The organism is Hymenobacter volaticus, assembly GCF_022921055.1.
In the GTDB taxonomy this organism is placed as follows: Bacteria; Bacteroidota; Bacteroidia; order Cytophagales; family Hymenobacteraceae; genus Hymenobacter; species Hymenobacter volaticus.
Genome location: NZ_CP095061.1, coordinates 2578580 through 2604127 on the forward strand (window position 1 = coordinate 2578580; position 25548 = coordinate 2604127).

At 55.7% G+C, this 25548-nt stretch carries 25 protein-coding genes and 1 pseudogene; 18 read left to right on the forward strand and 8 right to left on the reverse strand.

What is annotated here, in order from left to right; translation table 11 throughout:
• The 7 genes from MUN86_RS11215 to MUN86_RS11240 all read left to right on the forward strand — a co-directional run bounded on the left by MUN86_RS11215 (nucleotide 1) and on the right by MUN86_RS11240 (nucleotide 5396).
• Nucleotides 1-732, forward strand: coding sequence for a MotA/TolQ/ExbB proton channel family protein (locus MUN86_RS11215; protein ID WP_245125397.1), 732 nt, complete (start codon nucleotides 1-3; stop codon nucleotides 730-732).
• A gap of 96 nt (nucleotides 733-828) precedes the next feature.
• A complete protein-coding gene (locus MUN86_RS11220) occupies nucleotides 829-1245 on the forward strand; it encodes an ExbD/TolR family protein (RefSeq protein WP_245125400.1) in 417 nt (138 codons plus the stop codon).
• 124 nt (nucleotides 1246-1369) lie between these two features.
• Entirely contained in the window at nucleotides 1370-2287 is a 918-nt protein-coding gene (locus MUN86_RS11225; RefSeq protein WP_245125402.1) for a hypothetical protein, read from the forward strand.
• Nucleotides 2288-2402: 115 nt separating this feature from the next.
• Nucleotides 2403-2720, forward strand: a complete 318-nt coding sequence (locus MUN86_RS31760) for a folylpolyglutamate synthase/dihydrofolate synthase family protein (protein ID WP_311182016.1) — start codon at nucleotides 2403-2405, stop codon at nucleotides 2718-2720.
• Nucleotides 2708-3703, forward strand: a complete 996-nt coding sequence (locus tag MUN86_RS11230; protein ID WP_311182089.1) for a bifunctional folylpolyglutamate synthase/dihydrofolate synthase — start codon at nucleotides 2708-2710, stop codon at nucleotides 3701-3703. Before MUN86_RS31760 ends, MUN86_RS11230 begins: the two co-directional genes overlap by 13 nt.
• A 101-nt stretch (nucleotides 3704-3804) precedes the next feature.
• Nucleotides 3805-4338 (forward strand): tRNA (guanosine(46)-N7)-methyltransferase TrmB, encoded by a 534-nt coding sequence (trmB, locus tag MUN86_RS11235; RefSeq protein WP_245125405.1) that lies wholly within the window; start codon nucleotides 3805-3807, stop codon nucleotides 4336-4338.
• A gap of 218 nt (nucleotides 4339-4556) precedes the next feature.
• Complete coding sequence (locus MUN86_RS11240) at nucleotides 4557-5396, forward strand: maleylpyruvate isomerase N-terminal domain-containing protein (protein WP_245125408.1); 840 nt, start codon at nucleotides 4557-4559, stop codon at nucleotides 5394-5396.
• A gap of 58 nt (nucleotides 5397-5454) precedes the next feature.
• Here MUN86_RS11240 and MUN86_RS11245 read toward each other — a convergent pair whose 3' ends face one another.
• Nucleotides 5455-6084, reverse strand: a complete 630-nt coding sequence (locus tag MUN86_RS11245; protein ID WP_245125411.1) for a beta/alpha barrel domain-containing protein — start codon at nucleotides 6082-6084, stop codon at nucleotides 5455-5457.
• A 204-nt stretch (nucleotides 6085-6288) separates the two neighbouring features.
• Here MUN86_RS11245 and mnmA point away from each other — a divergent pair, with 204 nt between their 5' ends.
• From mnmA to MUN86_RS11265, 4 genes are all read left to right on the forward strand, one after another.
• On the forward strand, nucleotides 6289-7458 hold the full coding sequence (mnmA, locus tag MUN86_RS11250; protein ID WP_245125413.1) for a tRNA 2-thiouridine(34) synthase MnmA: 1170 nt from the start codon (nucleotides 6289-6291) through the stop codon (nucleotides 7456-7458).
• An 11-nt stretch (nucleotides 7459-7469) separates the two neighbouring features.
• A complete protein-coding gene (locus tag MUN86_RS11255; protein ID WP_245125416.1) occupies nucleotides 7470-8222 on the forward strand; it encodes a hypothetical protein in 753 nt (250 codons plus the stop codon).
• Between the two features lie 238 nt (nucleotides 8223-8460).
• Nucleotides 8461-10158, forward strand: a complete 1698-nt coding sequence (locus tag MUN86_RS11260; RefSeq protein ID WP_245125419.1) for a S8 family serine peptidase — start codon at nucleotides 8461-8463, stop codon at nucleotides 10156-10158.
• Nucleotides 10159-10330: 172 nt separating this feature from the next.
• Nucleotides 10331-10660: a hypothetical protein gene (locus MUN86_RS11265; protein ID WP_245125422.1), complete on the forward strand. Its 330-nt coding sequence runs from the start codon at nucleotides 10331-10333 to the stop codon at nucleotides 10658-10660.
• A gap of 103 nt (nucleotides 10661-10763) precedes the next feature.
• Here the strand turns inward: MUN86_RS11265 and MUN86_RS11270 are convergent, their stop codons facing one another.
• Nucleotides 10764-11207 carry a GNAT family N-acetyltransferase gene (locus tag MUN86_RS11270; protein WP_245125425.1) on the reverse strand — a complete coding sequence of 148 codons (444 nt, stop codon included), beginning with the start codon at nucleotides 11205-11207 and terminating at the stop codon, nucleotides 10764-10766.
• A gap of 192 nt (nucleotides 11208-11399) precedes the next feature.
• Between MUN86_RS11270 and MUN86_RS11275 the strand changes: the two genes are divergently transcribed.
• The 5 genes and pseudogenes from MUN86_RS11275 (at nucleotide 11400) to MUN86_RS11295 (ending at nucleotide 16979) form a co-directional block, all read left to right on the forward strand.
• Entirely contained in the window at nucleotides 11400-12293 is an 894-nt protein-coding gene (locus MUN86_RS11275) for a LysR family transcriptional regulator (protein ID WP_245125427.1), read from the forward strand.
• 99 nt (nucleotides 12294-12392) lie between these two features.
• Nucleotides 12393-13430: a YeiH family protein gene (locus MUN86_RS11280; RefSeq protein ID WP_245125430.1), complete on the forward strand. Its 1038-nt coding sequence runs from the start codon at nucleotides 12393-12395 to the stop codon at nucleotides 13428-13430.
• Between the two features lie 273 nt (nucleotides 13431-13703).
• Nucleotides 13704-14410 (forward strand): annotated as a pseudogene (rpe, locus tag MUN86_RS11285) (ribulose-phosphate 3-epimerase).
• A complete protein-coding gene (locus MUN86_RS11290) occupies nucleotides 14410-16341 on the forward strand; it encodes a TonB-dependent receptor (protein WP_245125433.1) in 1932 nt (643 codons plus the stop codon). Before rpe ends, MUN86_RS11290 begins: the two are co-directional and overlap by 1 nt.
• Nucleotides 16302-16979 (forward strand): hypothetical protein, encoded by a 678-nt coding sequence (locus tag MUN86_RS11295; protein WP_245125435.1) that lies wholly within the window; start codon nucleotides 16302-16304, stop codon nucleotides 16977-16979. Before MUN86_RS11290 ends, MUN86_RS11295 begins: the two co-directional genes overlap by 40 nt.
• Nucleotides 16980-17266: 287 nt before the next feature.
• On the opposite strand, the gene MUN86_RS11300 is transcribed toward MUN86_RS11295, so the two are convergent.
• From MUN86_RS11300 to MUN86_RS11310, 3 genes are all read right to left on the reverse strand, one after another.
• On the reverse strand, nucleotides 17267-17563 hold the full coding sequence (locus MUN86_RS11300) for a hypothetical protein (RefSeq protein ID WP_245125438.1): 297 nt from the start codon (nucleotides 17561-17563) through the stop codon (nucleotides 17267-17269).
• Nucleotides 17564-17680: 117 nt separating this feature from the next.
• Complete coding sequence (locus tag MUN86_RS11305) at nucleotides 17681-18475, reverse strand: hypothetical protein (protein WP_245125440.1); 795 nt, start codon at nucleotides 18473-18475, stop codon at nucleotides 17681-17683.
• Nucleotides 18454-19917: a hypothetical protein gene (locus MUN86_RS11310; protein ID WP_245125443.1), complete on the reverse strand. Its 1464-nt coding sequence runs from the start codon at nucleotides 19915-19917 to the stop codon at nucleotides 18454-18456. Before MUN86_RS11310 ends, MUN86_RS11305 begins: the two co-directional genes overlap by 22 nt.
• A 458-nt stretch (nucleotides 19918-20375) precedes the next feature.
• Between MUN86_RS11310 and MUN86_RS11315 the strand changes: the two genes are divergently transcribed.
• Together MUN86_RS11315 and MUN86_RS11320 are read left to right on the forward strand one after the other, a co-directional pair.
• Nucleotides 20376-21836 (forward strand): glycoside hydrolase 5 family protein, encoded by a 1461-nt coding sequence (locus tag MUN86_RS11315; RefSeq protein ID WP_245125445.1) that lies wholly within the window; start codon nucleotides 20376-20378, stop codon nucleotides 21834-21836.
• 515 nt (nucleotides 21837-22351) lie between these two features.
• On the forward strand, nucleotides 22352-22927 hold the full coding sequence (locus tag MUN86_RS11320; protein ID WP_245125448.1) for a GNAT family N-acetyltransferase: 576 nt from the start codon (nucleotides 22352-22354) through the stop codon (nucleotides 22925-22927).
• Between the two features lie 26 nt (nucleotides 22928-22953).
• Here the strand turns inward: MUN86_RS11320 and MUN86_RS31185 are convergent, their stop codons facing one another.
• The 3 genes from MUN86_RS31185 to MUN86_RS11330 form a co-directional block, all read right to left on the reverse strand.
• Nucleotides 22954-23421: an alpha/beta hydrolase gene (locus tag MUN86_RS31185; protein WP_280640629.1), complete on the reverse strand. Its 468-nt coding sequence runs from the start codon at nucleotides 23419-23421 to the stop codon at nucleotides 22954-22956.
• Nucleotides 23361-24659, reverse strand: a complete 1299-nt coding sequence (locus MUN86_RS31190; protein ID WP_280640630.1) for an alpha/beta hydrolase-fold protein — start codon at nucleotides 24657-24659, stop codon at nucleotides 23361-23363. The genes MUN86_RS31185 and MUN86_RS31190 overlap by 61 nt, the downstream gene beginning before the upstream one ends.
• Before the next feature lie 252 nt (nucleotides 24660-24911).
• Complete coding sequence (locus tag MUN86_RS11330; protein ID WP_245125451.1) at nucleotides 24912-25466, reverse strand: NUDIX hydrolase; 555 nt, start codon at nucleotides 25464-25466, stop codon at nucleotides 24912-24914.
• Between the last annotated feature and the right edge of the window lie 82 nt (nucleotides 25467-25548).

Sequence of the window (25548 nt, forward strand, 5' to 3'; positions counted from 1 at the left end):
ATGACGCTTTTGCTTTCCCTGCTGCTTCAGATGCAAGTCGGCAGTGCCCCCGCAGCAGGTGCTGCCGCCGCTGATTCTTCCGCTACAGCTGCCAATGCCGCGGCCAATGCTGCCGCCTCCGACCTCTCCTTAATTGACTTGATTGTAAAGGGCGGCGGCATCATGATTCCGCTTTTCTTGTTGTCGTTCGTTTCGCTCTACATCATTTTAGAGCGTTACATCACCATCCGGAAAGCTGCGGCCGTACCCGAGTCGTTCATGCCTGGTATTCGCAATCTGATGGTGAAAGGCGACTTACAAGGCGCCAAAATGCTTTGCGCCCAAACGGCCACGCCGCTTGCTCGTATGATTGAGAAGGGTATCCGTCGCATCGGCTTGCCCCTCAAAGACATCGAGGCCAGCGTTGAAAATGTGGGGAAAGTGGAAATTGCCCGCCTCGAAAAAAACATCAGCATCCTCGGCATTATTGCTGGTATTGCGCCGATGTTAGGTTTCGTAGGAACCATCATCGGCGTAATCAAGATTTTCTACGCCATTAGCGCCACCGGCGACTTCGGTATCGCCCAAATATCGGGCGGTTTGTACACCAAAATGGTTACTTCCGCCACTGGTCTTATCGTCGGCATAATTGCCCACATTGGGTATCACTGGCTGAGCATCATGGTAGAGCGCCTGGTATTCCGCATGGAAAACTCGGCCATCGAGTTCATGGACATCCTGCAAGACAATTAATGGTTGAATACCTGAAGTGATAAATGGTTGGCTGTTTAATGAACCATTATAACGGCTAACTATTTATCAATTCGGCTATTCAACAATCTCATAGCAATGAATTTAAGCCGGCGCCGTAAGCTTTCTTCGCACGTCGAGACCAGCTCGATGAACGACATCATGTTCTTCCTGATGCTGTTCTTCTTGATTGTGTCGACGATGGTGAACCCCAACGTTATCAAGCTGCTGCTCCCCAACGCGAAAAGCAGTAAGCAGGTGATGAAGCAGCCTATTACTGTGTCGGTAGATGCGGCCGGGGCAGTCTTCGTCAACAAGAAGCCCACTTCTGCCGAAAGCCTGGAGAATGAATTGAAGAGCCTAATTGCCAACCAACAACTGGATTTGCCTACGGTGGTACTACGCGTAGACGCTTCGCAGAACGTGCAGAAGCTGGTTGATATTCTGGAAATCGGCAACCGCCTTAAGATTAAGATGGTGATGGCCACGCAAGCGCAGCAAGCTGCTAGTAAGTAAGTTTCTCTGTTTTTCGTTCGTCGGTAGTGGTTGATACCTCGTTTGTTGATTAGAATACAGAAGTAGTTACTCTTCAACAAGTGAAGATCAACTCGAAAAGCGAAAACAAGCAACGGAGTCAATCATGGAATACCGCGAAGAACATCGAAAAGAAGCCATAGTCGGGACGGTGCTGTTGCACGCGCTGCTAGCGGCCGTGTTATTCTTCACCGTGTTCAAGGGCCCCGACCCGCCACTCGACGCGCTAGGGGGGGATGGAGTAGAATTGAACTACGGCATTGATGAGGCGGGTTCCGGCGACGTGCAAAGCATGGCAATTGCCAACAACTCGCGCAACCGCGAAGACAGCCGCCCGCCCGCTTCCAGCCCCGACCCCAAGCCGACCCCGCCGCAACCCGCTACCCCGGCTTCGCCGCCTGCGCCTCAGCAGGCAGCTCAAGAGCGAATTATTACCAGTGATGCCGAGGAAAGCCCCGTTACGGCGCCGCCCGTAACCAAGCCTGCGCCCGTGAAGGTGGAGCGCACTGAGCCAACTCCAGTTAAGGAAGAAGTGCGCGAGGCTCCCAAACCCGTAGAGCGGCCCCGTACGCTCTATACGCCTAAGGGCAGCGCCAATGGTGGTGGCAACGGTGTGAATGGTACTAGCAACGCGCCCACTGGCAACAACAACGGCGACCGGCCCGGCTCCGTCGGCGACCAGGGCGACCCGAATGGTTCGCTTGATGCCAAGGCGCTGTACGGCCAACCCGGTAGCGGTGGCAGCGGCAGTAGCCCCGGCTCCGGTGGCCTTGAAATGAGCGGCTGGGCCTTCGTAAACCGCCCTAGCGCCCCAGCACTCGATAATAACTCGGGCTTTGTACGTTTTCGCATCAAGGTGAATGCCGACGGCGAGGTGGAAGCCGTAACGAAAGTATCCGGCAATGTGTCGGCGGCCCAAGAGAAAGTGTGCCGCGACGCGCTGGAAAACGCCGAATTCCGCCGGACTAATTCAGCAGCGGGCGGCGGCTCTGGTTTCTATACCTTCAGGTTCACGGTGCGTTAACCAGCCCATAGAATAGTTTAAGGCCGCCGGTCGGATTTCTCCGGCCGGCGGCTTTGCTTTGTGGGCTGGTAACTAACCTTGTTATTTCTGGCCGCTATTAATCAGTTTCTTCGCTATGACTTACGCTGAAACCCTCGAATACCTCTACAGCCAACTACCGATCTTTCAGCGAGTGGGCGCGGCGGGCTACAAGCCCGGATTGGAAACCACCGAGAAGCTGGCTGAAGCCACTGGGCATCCCGACCGAAAGTTTCCTAGTGTACACGTAGCGGGTACCAACGGCAAGGGCAGCAGTTCTAATTTGTTGGCGGCAGTGTTGCAGGCGGCCGGCTATAAAGTAGGGCTGTACACGTCGCCCCATCTGCGCGAGTTCACGGAGCGAATTAAGGTGAATGGACAGGACCTGACCCCGAGTATTTGGTGGCGTGGGTAGCGCAATGGCGGCCTATGTTCGAGCAGGTGCAGCCGTCTTTTTTTGAGATGTGCGTGGCGTTGGCGTTTTCCTACTTCGCCGAGCAACAGGTAGACGTGGCGGTAGTGGAAGTAGGTCTGGGCGGGCGGTTAGATTCCACCAACATTATCACTCCGTTAGTTTCTCTCATTACCAATATCAGCTTCGACCACCAAAGCCTGCTGGGCAATACGCTGCCGCTGATTGCCGCTGAAAAAGCAGGCATCATCAAGCCCGGCGTTCCGGCCATCATCAGCCAAACGCAGCCGGAAGTGCAGGCAGTGTTCGAGCAGAAAGCAGCAACTGAACAGGCGCCACTGCTTTTTGCCGATCAGCACTACCAGACCACACTGGAAGCGCAGCCTGCGCCCGACCAGGAGTTTCAGGTCCTTTCTGTAACGCATGATGGAAAGCCGCTGCTACAGCACCTAGAATTGGGTTTGGTCGGGGATTATCAGCAACTAAATCTGCCGGGGGTGCTGGCCGTGCTGGACGAGCTACGCCGTCAGGGGTTTGTGGTGCCCGAAGCAGCAGTGCGCGAAGGCCTGCGAAATGTGCGCCAGCTTACGGGCTTCCGCGGCCGTTGGACCATCCTGGGCCGCCACCCGCTGGTAGTGTGCGACACAGGCCACAACGAAGCCGGTTTGCGCCTCGTGACAGCCCAACTTGCGCGGCTGCCTCGCCGGCAACTGCATTTCGTGTTGGGCGTTGTCAACGACAAAGACGTATCCAAGATGCTAGGTTTGCTGCCAACGGATGCTACTTATTACTTCTGCCAAGCATCAATTCCGCGGGCTTTGGCTGCCGCAGAGTTGGCTAGTCTAGCTGCCGCCGTAGGCTTGCGAGGGGAAGTGTATGGGCCGGTTGTCACTGCCGTAGCGGCGGCTCGTGCTGCTGCTGGCCCCGAGGATGTGATATTCATTGGCGGCAGTACCTTTGTAGTGGCGGAAATAGAAGGCCTCTAACTCGGGTTTCGTTGTTTGCTGCTCATTCCCGAATAGTAGCGAATAGGCGGCAACTTAAAAGCGCACAGACAACCCAAAAAATCAACCAACAACGAAAGTAAGTGAGTCGAATTAAGTTAAAGCGTTTCGCAGAAAACGCGGAACGAGCCGATATTGTCGAGCCTGGCAAACCTGCCTACGAACAGTTAGGTGGCCGGTGGCACCAGGAGTTCTTTCGCAATAACGAGCCAATTACGCTGGAGGTAGGTTGCGGCAAAGGTGAATACACGGTAGGGCTAGCAGCGCGTTACCAGGAGCGTAATTTCCTCGGCCTCGATATTAAAGGAGACCGAATTTGGCGGGGCAGCACCCGCGCCGAAGCCTTGGGGCTGACTAATGTTGGCTTCATTCGTACCCGCGCCCTGGATTTGCCGAAGCACTTCGCACCGGGTGAACTCAGTGAAATCTGGATAACCTTTCCTGATCCGCGCCCCCGCGACCGGGACATCAAGCGCCGCCTTACTGCGCCGCGCTACCTCGACCTGTATCAGCAGCTTCTACAACCTAGCGGGCTGGTTCATCTCAAAACCGACAACGAAGGTCTATTTGACTATACGCTGGAAATTCTGCAACAGCGCCCGGCGTCACGATTCTAGCTTTCACCAAAGACCTCTATGCCACGCCTGAACTGCTGCCACACGCCGAGGACATTGAAACCAACTTCGAGAGCAAATACCGGTCGCAGGGCGTTGCTATCAAGTATGTGCAGTTTAAATTGACGTGAAGAATTAATTTGGTGAGGTGATAGACTTCTAGTCTTGGCCGTTGAAATTCATGGCACGCGCATCATCTCTTCAATCTACTGCTTAGGCGTATGCAGCCACTTCCCGTTCTAGATACCGCCCATTTGCTGCCGGTGCTCGATCAGCACCTGATTGCCGTGTTGCGCTCGTTGGCACCAACAGATTGGGATAAAGCCACGGTAGCCCCCAAATGGCGAGTGCGCGATGTGGCGTTGCACCTGCTAGATGGCTCCTTGCGGACATTGTCGATGCTTCGGGATGGGCACTTTGGTGAACCTGGGCCCGCCAGCCCAGCCTATGCCGATATTGTGCGCTACCTCAACCAGTTAAACGAGGAGTGGGTGGCCGTAGGCCAGCGGTTAAGTCCACAGATTATCACCTGGCTCCTAGAAATAAGCGGCCCGGCCTACAATGCCTATATGGCGTCGTTGCCGCCATTGGAACCGGCCGTTTTTTCCGTCGGCTGGGCCGGGGAAGATCAGTCCCCCAACTGGTTTCACGTAGCCCGCGACTACACCGAGAAGTGGCATCATCAACAGCAAATCAGGCAAGCAGTAGGGCAGGAGGCGCCGCTCTTGGCACCGGAACTGTACCACCCTTTTCTTAGCACCTGCGTGCGGGCTCTGCCGCATCATTACCGAGCGGTAGCCGCCGAGCCCGGCACGGTGCTACAGTTCACTGTAACCGGCGCGGCCGGTGACACCTGGTATCTGAGGCGGCAAGCCAACAGCTGGGAACTTGGCAGCCACTATACCGGGCCGGTAGCCGCCACCGTCGCGCTGGATGGTTCCGTCGCCTGGCGACTGTTCACGAAGAGCTTGCCGCGGACCTTGGCGGAAGCTCATGTAGAAGTTAGCGGTGAGCAGTACCTGACAGAGCCGATTTATAGTTTGATTACCATCATGGGGTAGTTGCCACCCGAAGAGCATCGTACCTAAGTAAATGTAGCAAACTGGGGTCGTTTAGAACTTAAGCTTCCAACTCTTCAAACACAGCTTCCATCTCTGAGAAGTCACGGAGGCCGGGCTTGATTTCGTCGCCGCCCTCTAGCACAATACCAGCGGGTCGGACGGTTTCAACGAACTGGCGGACGGAGTTACTGGTGCTAGCTGCAAAGTCGGCGCCGAGCCACATAGGGTACGTGCGGGCCTGCTGCGTGAGGTGGATGAGTTGCTTGGGCGAAAGAGGCTGGGGAGGAGCTTGGGCCAGCACGAAACCAGAGGTATAGGCTTGCTGGTCGCGGAAGCGGGTGTCCACGTCTTCGGGTAGCATGTCGGGAATCCAACGCACGAGTTTGAGGACGGGCAGGGTAAACTTCGACATTTCATCGGGGGTGCGGCGGCGGTGCAGCAAGATGCCTTGCAAATTGCAGCGCTGCGCCAATTCGTTGATGGCCGCGGCGGGCAGGGTATCGAATTCGCCTAGCAAGTCTACGCCCGCTATCCAGCCACTGATTTCCTGCACGGCTTCGGGCGTGAGGTGCCCCGGAAGGGAGGGGTCGAGGTGGAAGCTAAGCCGATCGGCTCCCATGCCGGCGCAGTAGCGCGCATCGGAGAGGTTGTTGATGCCGCGCACCAGCACGGACGTAAGCAAGGACATACGCAAGAAAGTTGGGGCAGCGGCAGCAAACAGCTTCCGCTTGGCGAAGCGCAAAAGTAACCATTCCTATTCAGCCGCAACGTTCGACCTGTGGTTTGTATGACCTGCGGCGTTCAAAGAAAATGCAAAGGAAACCCCAAGCGGGCGGCATGTGTTATCTTTGCCACGTGGCCGCGGACCTTGACTCCACGGGCGCTTTTCTTTATGACGCAATTTGCATCTTCCACGCCGCCCGTTACCAAGGGCCGCGTCCTCGTCGCGATGAGCGGCGGTATTGATTCATCGGTAGCGGCCGTGCTCCTGCACGAGCAAGGCTACGAAGTGGTCGGAATGACCATGAAAACCTGGGACTACGCTTCGGCGGGAGGCTCGAAAAAAGAAACCGGTTGCTGCTCGCTCGACAGCATCAACGATGCTCGCCAGATTGCCGTGGACCTCGGCTTTCCGCATTACATTATTGATATTCGGGACGAGTTTGGCGACTTTGTAATTTCAAATTTCACCGACGAATACTTGGCCGGCCGCACGCCCAATCCGTGCGTGCTCTGCAACACCCACATCAAATGGGACGCGTTGCTGCGCCGGGCTGATCAACTGGGCTGCGAATTCATTGCGACTGGCCACTACGCCAATGTGCGCTTTGAAGACGGCCGCTACGTGGTCAGCAAAGGCTTCGATGAAAACAAAGACCAAAGCTACGCACTGTGGGGCGTGAGCCAGGAGAGCTTGAGCCGCACGCTGTTTCCGCTGGGGCACATGCGCAAAACCGAAATTTATGACGAGGCGCGCCGCCGCGGTTTTACCGAACTCGTGAACAAGCCCGAGAGCTACGAAATCTGCTTTATCCCTGACAACGACTACCGTGGCTTCCTACGGCGCCGGGTGCCGGGCTTGGAAGAGCGGGTGGCGGGTGGCCGGTTTGTGTTGCGCGACGGGACGTTTGTGGGTACCCACGAAGGCTATCCGTTCTACACCATCGGGCAGCGCAAAGGACTCGGCGTGGCCTTGGGCTTCCCGGTTTATGTAACGGAAATTCGGCCTGATACCAACGAAGTAGTACTCGGCAATTTCGACGATTTGGCGAGTAGCCGCACCGTGGTAGGGCAGTTGAATATGGGCAAATTTGCGTCGTTGGAAGGCCGGGGCTTGGTGCCGAGTACCACCAAAATTCGCTACAACCACGATGGTGCTCCGGCATTCCTGGAACAGATTGGTGAGAAAATCTACGTCTACTTCGAGGAGCCGGTGCACGCCGTAACGCCGGGTCAGGCGGCCGTATTCTACGACGGCCAGGATGTGTTGGGCGGAGGCTGGATTGAGCGACACACTATTGGCGAAACTCCCGTATCTTCGGCCGTTATTGCCACGCTATAATCCTAGTTTTTATGTTGCGCTATTCGTTGGTGAAGGGTTGGTATTCGTCGCGTTGCCTACTTGCTGCCGCCTTGTTAGCAGTGGCCGTAGCGGGTTGCAAAAACGAATCGGTGACGATAGTGCCTGCCGACACCAATTACTATCCGTTGGCAGTAGGTGACTTTCGCATCTACAACGTAACGGACACCATTTGGACGCGCAACGTGAAATCGTACAACCAGTTCCAGTTTCGGGAGCGGGTGGCCGAGGAATACGTAGACGCAACTGGTCGCCAAGCGTTTCGGGTGGTCCGGTCGCGCCGCAACACGGCCACTGATCCTTGGGTGGACGATAGTGTGCTGGTCGTTAGCCCGGCAGCGGGCAACGTACTGGTTACGCGCAACAACGTACGTCGGGTAGAGCTGATATTTCCGGTTCGGGAAGGCTACTGGAATGCCAACGCGTTTAACGATATAGAGGGAACCAAAGAAAATCTTCGCTACATCAACCTCTATGGGCCTTTCACTACCACTTCTGGTAGCACTACGGTTACATATCCGAAAACTCTAACTACCTCTACGCTCGACGACCGATTGGATCCAGACTACATCAATGCATATTATTATTTTCGGGTACGGCAAGTATATGCACAGGGTGAGGGGCTTGTATACAGGAATCGACGCAGGTTTATTTACACTGAGCCTGGTACTGTCGATGCGCCTGTTCCGGGAGTAATCTATAGAGGAGCGACGCGCACGGAGGTGCTAGTTGAGAAAGGCCGATAACAGTTAAATTCTCAGCGAAAACCGCCACCTAGTTTGCAGGTGGCGGTTTTTGTGTTTTAAGGTTGGCGTACCTGCTCGACGGTTCTAGGTGGGTGATACGGAGTGCCCTGTACTTGTTAAATGTGGAAATTCGAGCAAGGAATAAGGCTGTAGTAGCATCGACAGATTCAGTGAGTGATACCGACTCGGCTTGGTACTAAATCCGTATCTTCCGGCAGGTCTTCAACCGGTTTATTTTATGCGCCTTCTTTCTTTTGTTTCACTTGCCGGGCTACTCGTGGCTTCGGCCCTGACGCCAGTTCTGGCGCAAACCGCTTCGGGTAGTACGGCCGCCAAAGCGCGCAAGCATTTGGTGTATTTTCGTGATAAAGCGGGCACGCCTTTCACCGTAAGCCGGCCCCAAGATTTCCTTTCTGCGCGGGCTATTACGCGCCGCACTCGCCAAAGCATTCCGGTGCTGCCCCGCGACTTGCCCGTAACGCCCAACTACGTTGCGCAAGTGAAAGCAGTGCCGGGTGCAACCGTCTGGTATACTTCGCGCTGGTTCAATGCCGTGGTGGTTAACTGCGACTCTGCCACGCTGACCACCATACAAGCGCTGCCTTTCGTGCGCGCTACCCAAACCGTGAACCGGACAACGGCTGCTGTCACACCGCTCAAGTACACCGAGTTGCCCGCCGAAACCAACCAACAGCGCCCTTCGGCCAACCCAGTCTACGGCACCGCTTATCAGCAGGCGAATATGATTGGAGCCGTGACCATGCACAACGCTGGCTTCCGGGGTGAAGGCATACAGATTGCCGTGTTCGACGACGGCTTTCCAGGCGTGAATCAGTCGGCGCCGTTTGCTTCGTTGCGCACTGACGGCCGCATTGCTGATACCTACAACTTCGTGGACCGTAACGTCAACGTGTATGGGCGCGATAGTCACGGTACCAATACGCTTTCCACGCTGGCAGCTAACCAAACTGGTGTTTTCATTGGCACTGCTCCCAAGGCCACGTATCGGCTTTATATCACGGAGGAATATGAAAGAGAAAATCCAATTGAAGAAGTGAACTGGTTGGTGGCCGCTGAGCGAGCTGACTCCGCGGGCGTCGATATCATTAGTTCGTCGCTGGGCTACAACACCTTCGATATATCGTATGCTAATTACTCGTACGCCAACTTGAACGGCCGGACAGCCATTTCTACGCGAGCGGCCACTGTCGCGGCTCGGGTGGGCATGATAGTCGTCAATTCGATAGGTAACGATGGCTTACGCAGTGGTCCAAGCCTGTTGGCGCCGTCGGATGCGGATTCTATTTTGACTGCTGGCGCCGTCGATTCGTTGCGCAACTATTCCGCCCGTAGTTCAAAAGGGCCAAGTGCTGATAACCGCATAAAGCCCGACCTGGCGACGCAGGGTGTGCAGGCAGCCGTGATAGGGGTGAATGGACAGCCGGGACGTAACGATGGCACTTCGTTTTCCTGCCCAATATTAGCGGGTATGGTGGCGGGCTTCTGGCAAGCCAATCCCACACTCACGGCGCAACAGGTTATCGGCTTTCTACAGCGTTCCGGCTCGCAATTCACTACCCCCGACAACTTGCGAGGCTATGGCATCCCAAATTTCGTACTAGCCTACAGCTTAGCTAATCCGGGTGTGCCGTTGGCGACCAGCAACCGCGCTACTACCAACGGCCAGCTTGTGGTATATCCCAATCCGGCAAATGGCAGCGAGTTGTACTTGCAACTCACACCTGCTTTCCGAGCCCTGCCGCTCCAAGTGCGTTTCTATGATGCGCGCGGTGCCTTGGTGGCCGAGCATCAACTACCTGCTACCACTGCCACGGAAGTGCGCTTGCCAACAGCCTCACTTGCCAAGGGCGTGTATAGCTGCGATGTGCAGGCGGGTGCAAAAGTGCAGCGTAGCGTGCGGTTCATCAGGCAGTAGTTGTGTTGCTAGTGGTGAGGTAACAAATCAGCATTGTCTGACTAATGATGATTGTCAATATTATTAGTATAAAGCGAAAAATATTAGTATCTTGTCCGGGAATTCAACAAGCTGAATTCTACTCTTTTTTAACTCGGGTTTTCAAACCCAAAATATCAGTAGCATGCTACAAATGATGATTTCGAAGCGCCTGGGGCGTCGCCAGTTTCATTTCACCGTTCAAGGTGCTAACCTCCACGAGGTGGTGACCGAATATGAGCGGCTTAGTTTTCCTGATGTGGCCAAGTGCGGCATCTGTGGTTCCGACAACCTTGACCTGACGGCCCGCGTGGCCCAGGATAAATTCAAATATACTTCGCTGCGCTGCCTAGATTGCCGTGCCGACGTTACGTTCGGTAAGCGCCAGGAAGACGACCAGACCTATTTCCTCCGTAAGACCGAGGATGGCAAGCTCGATTGGAAGGCTTGGAATAAAGAAGAAGCAAACGCAAACAGCAAGTAAGCGTTAAACAACGCGCTGAATAAAGTGAAGGCAGGTGCTAACGGAAACGTACAGCACCTGCCTTTTTCTTTTTCTTTTTCTATGCATTACATCCACCTCTTAGCTATTTCTGCATGCACACGCTATTCTCCACGTTGGCATACTGTCCGTAATTCGGAATAATCTTGTAGCCGCTTTTCTGATAGAGCCGGATAGCTTCGGGCTGCTTTTTGCCAGTTTCCAAAACGTAGCCAGAGTAGTGCAATTCGTTTGCCCACTGTTCCAGTTCACCGAGTACCGCCTGTGCAACTCCCTGCCCCCGGTATGCGGGCAACACAAACATGCGTTTTATTTCCACTAACTCCTGGTTGAATTCCTTGAATGCCCCGCAGCCCACGGGTTGGTCGTTTTGATACGCTACTACGACGTGGTTGATTTTGTTGATCTTGTTGAATTGGGCATAAAAGGCAGACTCGTCTCCGTCGCGTATTCTTAAGTCTTGATCAAGCAGCTGGACCAACTCTCGAAAATCAAGGTTTTCAGAAGTAGCTCGGGTGAGGTGTAGCATGAGAGAATGAGTTGTGCGGTGAAAATACTTATTCTGTGAAAAGAGGGTATCAAGTTGCTTGCGAGGATGCAACGGTAAAAAGCTAAGCGTTGCAGTTGGGTGAAGGGCGGTCCTGTAATACGAGCAAAACTAGGCAGTGCATTGATGCACAACAATGCTATTTTCGGTGCAACTAATGCAACAACTGCATCAATGAACCTAGATCAGGTACGCTACTTTCTGCGCTTAGCAGATAAGCTCCATTTCTGGCAGACAGCGGAACACCTCAACATGACGCAGTCATCGTTGAGCCGCCACATTCAGAGCCTTGAGAGTGAGTTAGGGTTTCGTCTATTCGAGCGCAATCAGCGCTCCGTGCGCCTGACAGCGGCCGGGCAACTGCTGCAAGGGGAGTGGCAGCGGTTATTGCCGGAGTTAGAAGCGGTGCAACGACACGCGCAGCAAATTAGCGCCGGCGAGGTGGGTAGCTTGCGTATTGGGCACATCGGGGCAGTAGCTCACGCATGGCTACCTAAGCTGCTGACCGGCTTTACGGCGCGCTACCCGCTGGTGCAGTTGGAACTCATCGAGGTAATTGCTACGGAATCGGAGCAGCGCTTGCTCACCTTCCAAGTGGACCTGGGCGTGTGGCGGCATCCGGCGGGAAGTCCGGCTTTGGCTTCGGAGCAGCTTTTCCTAGAGCCGCTGGCCTTGGTAGTGCCCGACCACCATTGGCTTCGGGAGGAAGCGTTTACCTCACTGGCTGATTTGCGCCAAGAGCGGTTTGTGTTGCCGGCCCTGAACGGTGATTCGCCCTACGTGCGGGTTCTTGGGCAGCTGTTTGCGCAGTACGGCTATCAGCCGCAACTCACTATTGCCTCTGACTTTGGGGCCACTATTCTAAGTTTAGTGGCGGCCGGTTTGGGTATATCGGTGCTGCCAATGTCATACGCTGGCAGCCCGATGCAAGGCTTGCGGTTCATAGAGTTGCCGCATCATTCGCCGGTATTTATGGTGTGGCGGCACGATGATCGGTCAGCGGTACTCCAGCATTTACTGGCCGAGGCGCGGCAGTTGAAGGGTGTGCTGTACCGAGCAGCTTACTAGTCAAGCAGTCAGCCTTATTTATAACTTATAGTAATAGGTAATAACAATTTCAGGTTATTCAGCCATTTTAGGCTAGCGTACATTTGAGCAGCTAATTCCATGTGCTGCTCTCATGCCGCCACCGATTCCAAGCTACCGGCTGCACCTATTGCTGAAGCTTCCTACTCCCACTTTTTTCGCCGCTTTCACACGCCTTACGCGGTATTGGGGCATGACCTCACCTTGCGCCAGGGCGTGTTTGCCTTGTTCTTCGTCTTTTGCTTGACGCCCTGGGCTTCGCCTCCGATGGCTTTGGCGCTGGGGCTCCTGCTAGCTCAAACGCTGGGCAATCCTTTCTCCACTCATACGCGCCGCCTGACGCAGAAATTGCTGCAGTTCTCGGTTATCGGGCTAGGCTTTGGCATGAACGCGCAAGCGGCGGTGGCGGCTGGAAAAGAAGGTGTCTTGTTTACCGTAGCTTCTATTTCGGGAACCTTGCTGTTAGGCTACTTCATTGGCAAGTGGCTAGGGCTGGGCCGACAGGTAGTGCATCTGATTTCGTGCGGCACTGCCATTTGCGGAGGCTCCGCCATTGCGGCCGTAGGACCGGTGCTCCGGGCCAAAGACGAAGAAATGTCGGTAGCACTTGGTACTGTGTTCGTGCTCAATGCCCTAGCACTATTTGCTTTTCCGCCCATTGGGCATATTCTGGCCATGACGCAGAACCAGTTCGGCCTCTGGTGCGCCATTGCCATCCACGACACCAGTTCGGTGGTTGGAGCAGCGGCAGCCTACGGCGACCAAGCCTTGCAAGTAGCTACCACCGTGAAGCTAGCCCGCGCCCTCTGGATCATCCCCGTATCAGTTGGCACGGCTCTGCTCTTCAAGCAGCAAGGCGTCAAGGTCAAGATTCCGTATTTCATTCTCGGCTTCGTTGCTGCCATGCTACTCAATACATTCGTGCCCGTAGCCAAGCCGCTAGGGCCGGTGCTGGTGCAGCTAGCCAAGATTGGCCTGACGGCGACCCTATTCTTTATTGGGGCCGGTTTGTCGGTCAAGGTGGTGCGCTCCGTGGGAATACGGCCTTATATATTAGGAGTGTTGCTCTGGCTTGTTATTTCTACAGCTTCGCTCTTCGTGATCTTGCACGCGGCATAACGGTTGCCCGGCAGCTTTTGCGTTGGCATTCTCTTGCCGTTCCGATACAAGAGGCATTTGGATACAATTGTTAAATGGTTTCACTCCAATTTCTCTTCCGCTCGCTACGCAGCATTTCAGAATGATAATTAACCGTTTAGTAACGCTGCCAGATAAGTAGCAAGCGAACTTGAGCGTTTAGGTTTGCCAAGCGTTGCACAGCGAAAGTAAATGCTCGCTAATAGTTGTGTTGCGCCGATATGCCGTTACTTTCTTACTCTGTACCTTCGCGGTATGACTCCTACTCGCCGCCGGGCGCCATTGCTGGCTCCGTCCTTGCTTGCTGCCGACTTCGCTAATCTTCAATTCGAAACCGAGCGACTGGCCAATAGCGCCGCCGATTGGTTGCACTGCGACATCATGGATGGCCGCTTCGTGCCCAATATCTCGTTCGGGATTCCGGTGCTTCAAGCCATTCACCGCCACGCCAAGCAGCCGCTCGACGTGCATTTGATGATCGAGGACCCGCAGAACTACCTTTCGGCCGTACGTGACGCCGGGGCGCACATGATTACGGTGCACTACGAAGCCTGCACGCATTTGCACCGCGTGATCGAGCAAATCAAGGCGCTAGGATGCCAGGCCGGGGTGGCCCTGAATCCGCACACGCCGGTATGGCTGCTCGAAGACATTGCCGCCGACCTCGATCTGGTGTTGGTGATGTCGGTGAACCCTGGTTTTGGGGCCAATCCTTTATTCCAAACACGCTGCGCAAGGTAGCGGCCCTAAAAGAGTTGCTGATCGATAGTGGCTCGGCGGCGCTGATTGAAATTGATGGCGGCGTCAATCAAGATAATGCCTTGGCCCTGGTAGAAGCGGGTGCCGATGTGTTGGTGGCCGGTTCGTTTGTATTCAACTCGCCGGACCCCGTGGCTACGTTGGCCGATATGCGGGCGCAGCTTGCGGCGGGAGTTAATCTGGAAGAACAGGAGCCGAGCTAATGCCCCACTTTTCCGCTGCTATGGGCTGGTTGGTGCGGCCTTTGTGTTTGAACTTGTTGAGAGCAGTGCCGCTACTTGGGCTGGCACCTCTCACGCTTGTAGTAGTAGCGCCGGCCACGGCGGTGGCCCAGCAAACGCGCATTACCCTCAGCGGGATTGTGCGCGATGCAGACGGCCAACCCGTAGAGTTAGTAGGAGTAGGAGTAGAAGGTCAGCCCGGCGGTACCTCCACCGATAGCGAAGGCCGCTTCACCCTGAATGTAGTTCGCACGGGCCGCCCGGCGGTGCTGGTAGTGCGCGGGCTGCGCTTCAAGCCTCTGCGCGTGCCCCTAACGCTCACCGATGACCAGCGCGAACTACGCCTGACGCTCCAGAGCGACGCCCGGGCCTTGAGCAATGTCACGGTGCGGGGCCGCAACGACGAAGCCGATACCCGCGAGCAGGTCAGCATGATCAAGCTCGATCCGCGCACGGCCAAGGTGCTGCCGTCGCCGTTCGGTGATTTCAACGCCATTCTCAAAACCTTGCCCGGCGTAACGTCGACCAACGAGCTAACCAGCACTTACTCGGTGCGCGGCGGCAACTACGACGAAAACCTGGTGTATGTCAACGGTATCGAGATATACCGGCCGTTTCTGGTCACGGCGGCGCAGCAGGAGGGCCTAAGCTTCATCAACCCTGATCTGGTAAGCAAGGTAGAGTTTTCGACGGGTGGCTGGCAGCCGCAGTTTGGCGACAAGCTTTCGTCGGTGCTCAACATTGCCTACAAGCAGCCTGCTAAATTCGGGGCCTCCGCCACGGCGAGTTTGGTGGGAGGCGCGATGCACGTGGAAGCCACTTCGCCCAACAAGCGCCTAAGCTACTTGGCCGGAGTGCGCTACAAAAATGCCACCTACGTGCTACGCTCCCTCAAGCAGCAACAAGGCGGCTACAACCCCACGTTCTATGATGGGCAAGTCTACCTCAATGCCAATTTAGGCCCTAAGGACTACCCGGAACGCACGTCATTAGGGCTGCTGACCACTTTCGCGCACAACGACTACCGTTTCACGCCCGAAACCGGCCAAAGCACCTTCAGCACGGCTACCAACCAATTCACGCGGTTATTTATCGTGTACGATGGGCGGGAGCGGATGCAGTACGACATGTACCAGGGTGGCCTCAACCTGAAGCATAACTTCAGCGACAAGTTTCAAACCGAGTTGCTAGGCGGCCTCGTTTACTCGCGCGAATTAGAATACCGGGATGTGGAAGCCAGCTACAGTTTGGCCGATATCAACCGCGACCCCAATTCGCCCGATTTCAACAAAGCCGTACGCCAGCGTGACGTCGGGTCCCGGTTCGACCATTCGCGCAATACCCTCACCGCGCGCATTGCCACCGCCGAAGCCCGAGCCCGCTGGACGCCAGGTGCCGGCCACACGGTGCGCTTCGGTGTCAAGACGGGGCGGGAGCGAATTGAAGATGCGCTCAACGAGTACAGTTTCGCCGATTCGGCCGATTACGTGCCCGATGGGCGCCGCAGCCGGCAAATCTCGGATCTGGATTTGAGCAGCACCCGCACGCAGGGCTATGCGCAGCACACCCTGGAACTAGATTCGTTGCGCACGCTCACGTACGGGGTGCGGGCGCATTACTGGTCGGTAAACAAGCAGCTGGTGGTGAGCCCACGGGTGCAGTTTTCCTTTATCCCGCGCCAGCACGCCAACCGCTCTTACAAAGTAGCGGCTGGCTTGTACTATCAGCCGCCTTTCTACCGCGAACTGCGCGACCAGCAAGGCATGCGCGCTACGCCCGGTAGTCCGCTCCTCATCGAAGCCAGCTTAAATCCGGAATTGCGGGCGCAACGCTCCATGCACTTCATTGTCGGCAACGAAATTCGGTTCGAGCAGTGGGGCGGCCGTTCCGCTTCAATGGCGAGGCCTACGTGAAGTACCTCACCGACGTGGTGCCCTACGACATTGATAATGTGCGGCTGCGCTATTTCGCTAAAAACAATGCCACCGCGTACGTGGCCGGCATAGATACGCGCATTGGCGGCGAGTTCGTGAACGGGGCTGAATCGTGGTTTAGCTTGGGCGTGCTCACCACCCGCGAAAACATCGAAGGCGACTCTGTGACGCGGTATGACGAGGACGGCAACATTGTGGGGCGCGATGCCAAAGGCTACATCCGCCGCCCCCAGGATCAGCGCGTTAATTTGGGCGTTTTCTTTCAAGACCACTTGCCCAACAACCCTTCGGTGCGCGGCTACGTGAACATTGTGTTTGGTACGGGCTTGCCGTTTAGCCCGCCCGGCTTGCCCGAGCTGCGCGGCACCGATGCCCAAACCCGTTCCTACAAGCGCGTCGACTTAGGGTTCTCGAAAGTGGTAGCCTTAAGCAACCAGCGCGAACGGCGCATCGGTCAGCTGGAAAGCCTCTGGATTGGCTTGGAAATACTCAATATACTGGGCGCCAACAACGTGGGCGGCTACAGCTACATTCAGGACCTGAACGGCCGTACGTATTCCGTGCCCAACTACCTGTCGCAGCGCGTTGTGAATTTGCGGGTAATTGCGCGGTTCTAAGGCCAAAAGCAAGGTAGATAATTGCTTTCGTGCTTCATAAGCCATCAACCATCGAAGTTTATTTAACCACCGCCAACTTCAAGTAGCTGGAACAGAAACTATAACACTTGCAGGACGCGGATTTGTGGTCTTTAGGCTGCTAAGCATTTAACCCCCGATCAGCAAGTAGTTGTCCTGGGCATGGTGTACGGAAAGCTTGCATGAGAAACACGGCCTGCGCATCGCGACAGCGTTTTTTGGCGAGCGGCAGGTGAACAAACGTGCATCACGAGAGAAGAAGGAAGCGGCTATAGTCTCTGGTAAGCAACGGTGCAGCCTTCGGGATCTTGCAAGGTGAGAGTGTCTGCATCCAAGGAGGCTTTATAGGCCACCACGGCATCGGTGTAAGTGGAAATTTGCACCGTATCCTGATTGACGGTGAAATTGCCCACGTCCCAGACGGGTTGTACCTGCGCTTGTGCGTCGCCCTGCGCCATGTAGAGGCCATTTGGTTTGAATTCTATGGTGGCGGGGTACTTGGTGCTGCACGTTGAATCCGTGCTTTTTTGCCAATGGCCGGTTAGGTTCATGGGAGTGGTTCGCAAGGAAGTGTGAGAGTTCGTAACGCAACTTGGCCATAGCCCTCCGCCAAGTAGGCAGAGCGCTATGACCAATTGCTTATTCGTAGTTTGGAAGTGGCAAGCGAGCTTCAAACTCAAAAGTTAGTGCGTTACCAACGTGTTGGTTCCTTTCTCCGGCATGGCATCGGCTTTGCTCTTTGCTTTCGCCCGCAGAACGGTCGTCATTTTGTCTTGCGCGGCGCTGTCACCGGTTCCGGCTTGGTTGGCCAGCTTGGTGCACTTGCGAACTTCGGCCGCATTCATTACTGTGTCTTCGTCCAACAAATCTGCTGCGGCCTCTAGATTCGCTTTCCGCTTCCGGAAGGGTTGGGCCAAACGCTTGGCTTCGATGTAGGCATAGTGTGGACGCAGTACCTCATCAGTCAGCGCGGCCTGAATGGCGGCATTGCCTTCGGTGAGGTGGTCGCCGGTGAGTACCAAGCTCAGCAGCGTATCGGGCGTGTTGAGCACTTTCATGGCTGCGCGGGCATGCGAAGCGGTTTGCGCCGTCGTCACGAACACGTTCACTTGGTTGCTGAGCCCCACGTGGCCGCCGTACAAATCCCACGTTACTTCCACCTCAATGGTGTAGCTGCCGGCGCTTGGGAACAAAGCGCCCTCGGCCCCCCGCAGCAGCGTTATCGACTCGCTGATATGGTCGCCGGGCTCCATGTATTTCAGTGTCACCTCGTCCACACACAGTATCAGAGGGTTGAAGGTCCGGACGTTGCCCGCCGAATCGACCACCCGGCCACTCACGCAGCCGTATTTCATGTTCAGGCTTTCGGGAGCTGGTAGGGCGGTATCGGAGACGTTTTTTAAGCTGATTTCCAGGCGTACGGGCGCCCCAAGCGGCAATACATCCTGCACGGCCGCTACCTGCAACTCCAGGCCCACTGCTTCTTCGCGCTCGTCGTCGGGCTGAGCGGTTGGGTGGAATAGGCGGTGCCGAAGGCCAGGCCCCCGGGCCGCACGTAGATGTCGGGCATGTGTTGCAGCCGCTTCTGGTCGTCGGAGGCGTGGGCCCACTTCACGTTGTCAGGGAACTGCACGGGCGGCACGGCCCCGGCCGAAATCACGTCGGTGGTGTTCATGATGCCGAAGTCGACCGTGTTGTGGTAGAGCCCCATGGCGTGGCCGATTTCGTGCAAGGCCGTGCGGAAATAGGGGGCTTTGGCCGTGCCAAACCGCATGCCTTTCACTTTGCCCCAGTCATCGGTGTTCGGAATCATCCAGTGCGAAGAAATACCGATGCCTTCACGGGGCACGTTGTTGGAGTCGGTGCCGCCGTTGTCGTACATGATACCGCGGGGAGTGGAGTCGATGTTGTTGACGACTAGCACGTGGTAGCGCCACTCGTTGTCGAGGTTCGAGGAGTCGCGGCGGGCCAGCATAGCGGCATGCATTTCGCCGTCGGTCCAGGAGTCGCCGCTGGGTTCGGCCACGTCGGAATTGCTGGTTACGGCGTTGATTTGCCAGCCTACTTCATCAAAGACAGATTGCCAAGTATGGCCCGCGCCACTGTCGAGGGGCGCTTCGGCATCGGCTACCCGGTCAATTTCCACGGTGGCTTTGCGCAGGTATTTCGATACCCAACCCATCGTCAGGTTGCCCACCACTATATTGCTGGCATTGCGCACCGGCCCGGTCAGGTAGTCGGCGCCGGCCGGATAATTGGCCGGGGCCGCCCCAAAAGTCATAAGCGCCGTGAAAGTGCCTTCCTTGGTCCATTGCGGTGACACCGATACACCGTTGAACTTCCACATTTCAAAGCCCAGCGTGAAGGTTTTGGAGGTGCTGATAAGCTCTAAAATCTGCGTAATGCGAAGGTAGTAGCGGTAGTTGCTGCGCGAGAAAATCGGAATGCCGTTCGAGGGGTTGGGTTCGCCCAGAAAGAAGGAGGCATCGTTTTGGGGCACTACCGCGCCGCCCACCGCCTTGCCATTGACTACCGGAAAAGGCGTGGGAATCGGCCAAATCTTGAATGGTTTGTGCTGGTATAAGTCGCCGCTGGCAATGGTGTTGGTGCCAATGCGCTGCACCCGGATGGTGCCATCGTAGTGATAATCGACGCCGGTTGGCGTGAACCGGGTCAGATAGCAGCCAGTATTGAGGGAGAAAAACTTAAGCAGAGAGGTAATACGCGTGAGCTCGTCGGCAGGCAACCGAAGAAATTCCTCGGATAGATTAGGCTGGGCATTGATGGGGTCGGGGAGCAGGGGAAACTTAACCGGCCCATCTTGCGGAATTTTGGGCGACCCTTCCAAAGGTGATTCGTTGGGTGCTGCTTCCATGGCTTTGCCGTTTGCCCTTTTGGTTTCTGGCTTGGTTGTGCTCATCGGTTTGGGGAATTATGATTGATAGAAAAAACGATATGAGAAAAGTGAAAAGGCATGGGGGCAGCAGCCCGACCGAAGCACGGGTTCGGTAAGTGACATGGCTAGATAAAATCGGTGTTGCTAGTAGTGCCAGCTAAGCAGGTGTGGTAGTGCTGGCCTTGCGTTTTGGGTCCCTTCCGATGCGCCTTCTTTGCAGCAACCCTGCCCGAGACCGGGCTCGTCGTGAGGGGTGCGTAAGTATATGCAAGTTCTAATATTGATGGGGCGCTGTCAATCACATAAACGTGTTATTGACAGAAGGCTTAAACAGCGCCACCGAATACGCTTTGCGCTAGTAACTGCTAGGTTTGCACTCCATGCAAGAATTGCTTGCGGTGGCAGTCTAGCGAGACTCGTTAGCGTCGACTTGTCCGGTAGGGCAATCAGTTTTGTTTTTCCATTTCACTATTCGCTGTTCTATGCAGTTGCTTACCGCTACCAGCAACGCGCGCCTTCCCGTGAAACCGCCGTCCCTGGTATCGTTGCCTTGGATTCAAGTGGCACCGAATGCTCCCTATTTCATCACCGAAAACGGCCATAGTTGGACTCCCATCGGGCAGAACGACGCTATCAACTGGCCGGAGTTTGATGGTTTGTTCCGGCGCAAGAACATGGCTGCGGTGGAAGCACACTTGATTTGGCTGGCGGCCCACGGCGTAACCTGTCTGCGCTTTATGCTGGAATACTGCCAAACCGAAAACCGCTATATCGAGCGGCCAGCCGGCAACTTTCAGTTCAACATGGTCCGGCTCTGGGACGATTTATTTGCACTCTGCGAAAAGCACGGCTTGCGCATTCTGCTCACGCCCTACGACACGTTTTGGATGTGGATCCGCTGGAAGCATCACCCCTACAACAAGCAAAATGGCGGACCCTGCGCCTGCCGTTCGCAATGGTTGTTGTGCCCCGGCACGTTGGAAGCCATCAAGCAGCGGCTCACCTTCGCAACGGAGCGGTGGGGCGGGAGCGGAGCTTTGTTTGCCTGGGACCTGTGGAACGAGATTCACCCCGGCCACGCCGCGAAAAGCACCGCCGGTTTCCACGATTTCATAGGGGACATAGGCAGCCACTTGCGGGAGGTGGAAACCCGGCTCTACGGCCGGGCCCACCTGCAAACGGTGTCGCTGTTTGGGCCGGTGCTTTATGCCCATCCGGCCGTGGCCGACGCCATTTTCCGGCACCCGACACTGGATTTCGCCACCACCCACTTCTACGACGCCAAGACCATCGACCACCCTAAAAACACGGTTGATTCGGCCCTTCGTACCGGCGCGCTGGTGCGAGAGGCACTAGCGCATCTGCACCAACCGAAGCCGTTTTTCGATAGTGAACACGGGCCGATTCATGCCTTCAAGGACTTGAAGCGTACGCTGCCAGCGCCGTTCGACGACGAATACTTCCGCCACATGCAGTGGGCCCACTTGGCTTCGGGCGGCGCGGGCGGTGGCATGCGCTGGCCCAACCGCACACCCCATATGCTAACACCCGGCATGCGAGCTGCGCAGCGTAGCCTAGCCGATTTTACTGCTCTTATTGACTGGTCGCGGTTTCGGCGTCGCAACCTCAACCACGAAATACAGCTTTCAACACCTGCCTTTGCGGGTTTTGCCTGCGGCGACGCCGAGCAGGCGGTGGTATGGCTGCTGCGACAAGACAAGCGCGACAAAGAAAAACGGGTGCTCAAAACCGCGAAGCCGCTACATGTACAGCTGCAAGTTCCGGGGCTGCGGCCCGGTACCTACCGCGTGCATCTGTGGGATACCGTGAGCGGGTGCGAAGTGGGCCAGCTACAGGAGCAAGTGGAAGCCGATAACGTGTTGAGCGTGCAACTGCCCTCCCTTATAACAGATATTGCCTTGGCTGTCCAGCGGATAGCCTAGGTAGCAGCTGCCGAGCGGTCAGGAATACGCTACTACAAGTGCGGCGTACCTTTCTCAATAACGCCGATCTATGCAGCTGATATTAAAGTATATAAGCGCTAAAGGCTTTTGCGGACGACAAATATTCCATAATTTATATCTATGGAAAAACAACTACCCGCAGTTGGCCTCTCACGCTTTTTCGGGGCCGTAATGGGCATAGCGCTTTTGCTAGCTACTGCTCTATTTCTACCTTTTCTTTATATACTAGGCTTAGTGGTCGTATTCAGGGCTGAATATTTCTTGAGCGAGCGGTTTGCGCGGAGTAAGGGGCTCTACAAGTTGTGGATAGCCTTATTGACCATGTGCGTATTCATCGTCGTGCTATCCTTGGTCAAGGTGTTGTTGAGAAGCTACTAAGGTTGGCCTGCGGGCAATGGCCGCTGCTATTGCTGTGCAAGGCGGAAGCGAGTAAAGTTTTGCATTGGCTTGAAACCAAAGGCAGTCTTGTGTAAGGCTTTTTCTATCTTGGGCCCATGCTTAATCATTCGCTAAAACCAACTTCCGCGCTAACCCAAGCTCCGGTTTTGGAAACCGAGCGCCTCGTACTACGTAGCTATCGGCCCGACGATCTGACTGAGTTTGCGGCCATGCATCGGGACCCTAGTTTCTACCGTTACCTGGGCGGCCAACCCATTTCACGCGAGGAGTCGTGGCGGCGCATCCTGACGCAGCAAGGGCACTGGTCGTTGATGGGCTTCGGGTATTGGGCGGTGGAAGAAAAAAGCACGGGGCGGTTTATCGGCTCCGTGGGCTTTGCTGATTTCAACCGGGATATAAAGCCTTCCATCAGTGGCATGCCCGAAATTGGGTGGGTGCTAGCGCCGCGCGTGCATGGCATGGGCTACGCAACGGAGGCCGTCCGAGCCGTATTGGCATGGGGCAACCGGCATTTTCAAACCAAGGAAACGGTCTGCATCATCGACTCCGACAACGTGCCTTCTTTGCGGGTGGCGCACAAATTTGGCTACCAGGAAGTGGCCCGCACCACTTACAAAGAACAGCCCATTGTCATCCTGACCCGGCCGCAGGAAACTGCCTCGCTAGGCTAGCGCTGTCGAAAATTGCGGCCAACTCGTTATGGTTGCTGATAAAGTCTTTTCAAGCTCTTTGTGAAGCTAGGAATGGCCGTTTCCATGTGGCTATAGCCGGGGTAGATGGTCGTTAGCAACTTAATGGAGAGGGATGGATTGGCCGACAGCACCCCTACAAACGCATCGAAAGCAGCCTTCGTCGCGGCGCTTTCCGCGTTTTTGCCATCTAGCTCCTGGCCGCCCATTGTTAGATAAAGATCTTGCTCTTTGACGTGGGGAGTTGCTTTGGACGCGGCGGTGAATGCACGGCGTAGGTGTTCGTTGTCGTAGTATAAGGAGGGGCTAGCCGCAACATACTGCGTGAAGTAGCAGGTATCGGTCCGAAGCGCTTCGGTCAGCGCGTATAGCACAAAGTAGCCTCCAAACGAATGTCCCATAAGCGTGCGGTTGCTCACATCGGTTCGATAGTTTTGGTCGAGGAAGGGGAGCAACTCGCGCTGAAAAAAAGACAAGAACTTCCTGCCGCCCCGGAAAGGGGCAGACTATCAGCGGGTGGCGCGGCCGGGTACAGGTAGTCCCGCTGACGCAAAGAGTCCATTTGCCGCGCATCCCGGTAGCCAACGCCCACTAGGATGGGTTGCCTTAGGCTCTTAAGCTTCTGGGTTTCGCTGTGTACAATGTCGAAGTAGGCATTGGCATCGAGCAGGAGCACGACGGGGTACCGGCGTTTCTTGTGAGCAGCGTAGCCTTTGGGAAGCTGTACGTACAAGGAAAAAGAGTCTTGCACCGCATTGGAATAAAGCCGGGCGGAAGGCGCAGTTTCCTTGTTTTCGGAATCGTCGGGGCGGCTGGCGCGGGTGCTGCTTGCAACGAGAGCCGTCACGTAGAGCCGGTAATGGTGCGGCGGCACGCGCCAATCTGTTTCGCGGCTGGTTCTGGCGAAGCTTTTGGTGGATCCTCCGAGCTTTATTTCGTACGGTATGGAATGACGGCTAGCCATACTAGGCAGGAATTCCAAGCCCACGACAAAGTCGCTCTGCAAATGAATGCCTTGGTTGGCCAAATTAAGCTTTAGCCACCCTTGCTGAATAGCAACTCGCCGAACTATTGGCCTCGCTAGCTCTTTTGGAGTAGGCCGGTCACCATCGAAGGCGTAGAAGTGCAGCGTTAGGGTTGCGCTATCAGTTTGGGACGCCGCCAGGTACAAATTCACGGAGGTTAGGGTAGCCACCGCCGGGCCAAGCCGGATTACTTGGGCGATTTCGAAAGGCTTGCCCCGCGCCATCGTGCCATCGGTGAAATGGACTAAGGCTTTGTGGTTGGTGATGCCGAATTTCTTTTCCACCAATTGGTTGGTCGTAACCACAACCGGGCTTAGCGCTAGGGGCGTGGGTTTCAAGTAAAATTGCGCTGGCTTATCTAAGGCCAGGCTGCTAAGTGCAACCCGCAAGTTGGCATAGCCAATTCTGGAAAAAACAAGGGTGTCCTGATGGAGTTGCCGCGGCAGTGGCAGCGAAAAAGAGCCATCGGTTAGTGAGCGGGTGCTTTCAGCGGAACGCTTCAGTTGAACGGTAACGTCGGGCAGTGGTACTTTGCTCTCCTGGTCGAGTGCTGTGCCGGTTAACAGTGTTTGCGCTTGGCTGGCGAAACTTTGGGCTTCCATCAGCACGAGCAGTAGCAGAACTTTCGTCCACACCAAAACCGGCCGCAAGCTTACAAGCCAATACAGAAAGCGCAGGTCCAGTTTCATAAGTAAGGCGCAGACGGTAGTAAAACGGGCAGCTGGCTAGTAGCGCGTTGCGTAGAACTGCTTTACAACAGCACTAAGGATGGCTACAAAAAAGGGAGCCCCGACAACCAGCTAATGGTTGCAAGGAACTCCCCGTAGCGGTAACCCACTCGTTTTACTACTTAATAGCGACTCAACCGTTGCTTGGCTTGAAGCAGCGGGTGTGCTCAGGACGAACAACGCTTATTTTCGGCCTTTTGCGGCTTGTATTCGCTAGTGACCTAGCTTGCGCAGGGCCAGCAAACACAGCGCAATAGAGCCCGATACGCGAATTTTGCCGGCCAGAATCATCGCTTCCACTTGCGCCAAAGGCACGCGGAGTACTTCAATATTTTCGGTTTCGTCGAGGTGCTGAGCTGCTACCAGGCGGGCGTTACGGGCCAGGAAAAAGTAGATGCGGTTGGTGTCCTTGGTGGGGTTGTCGCTGACTGCAATAAGCTGCTCCATCTCGTCGGAAACGTAGCCGGTTTCTTCCACCAACTCGCGTTTGGCGGCTTCGAGCGGCGAGGTTTCGCCTTCATCTATCACGCCGCCGGGCACTTCAATCAGGATTTCGCCGATGCCGTGCTTGTACTGGCGCACCATAATAACGTGCTGGTCTTCGGTGACGGGAAACACCAAGACTACGTTGGCCCGCACACTCACAAAGTAGTCGTCGAGCTGCTGGCCCGTGGGGAGTTGCACATGGTCGCGGCGGAGCTTGTACCAGCGGTGATTGAAGACGAGTTCGGAGCTAAGCGTGGTCCAGGGCTTTATTTCGGAGGACATAGAGAGGTTGAAGAGGAAGCGGCAAGGTAGCAAGCAGAAAAACAGATTGCTTGGGTGAAGTTCAGCGGATGCTACGGGCCGG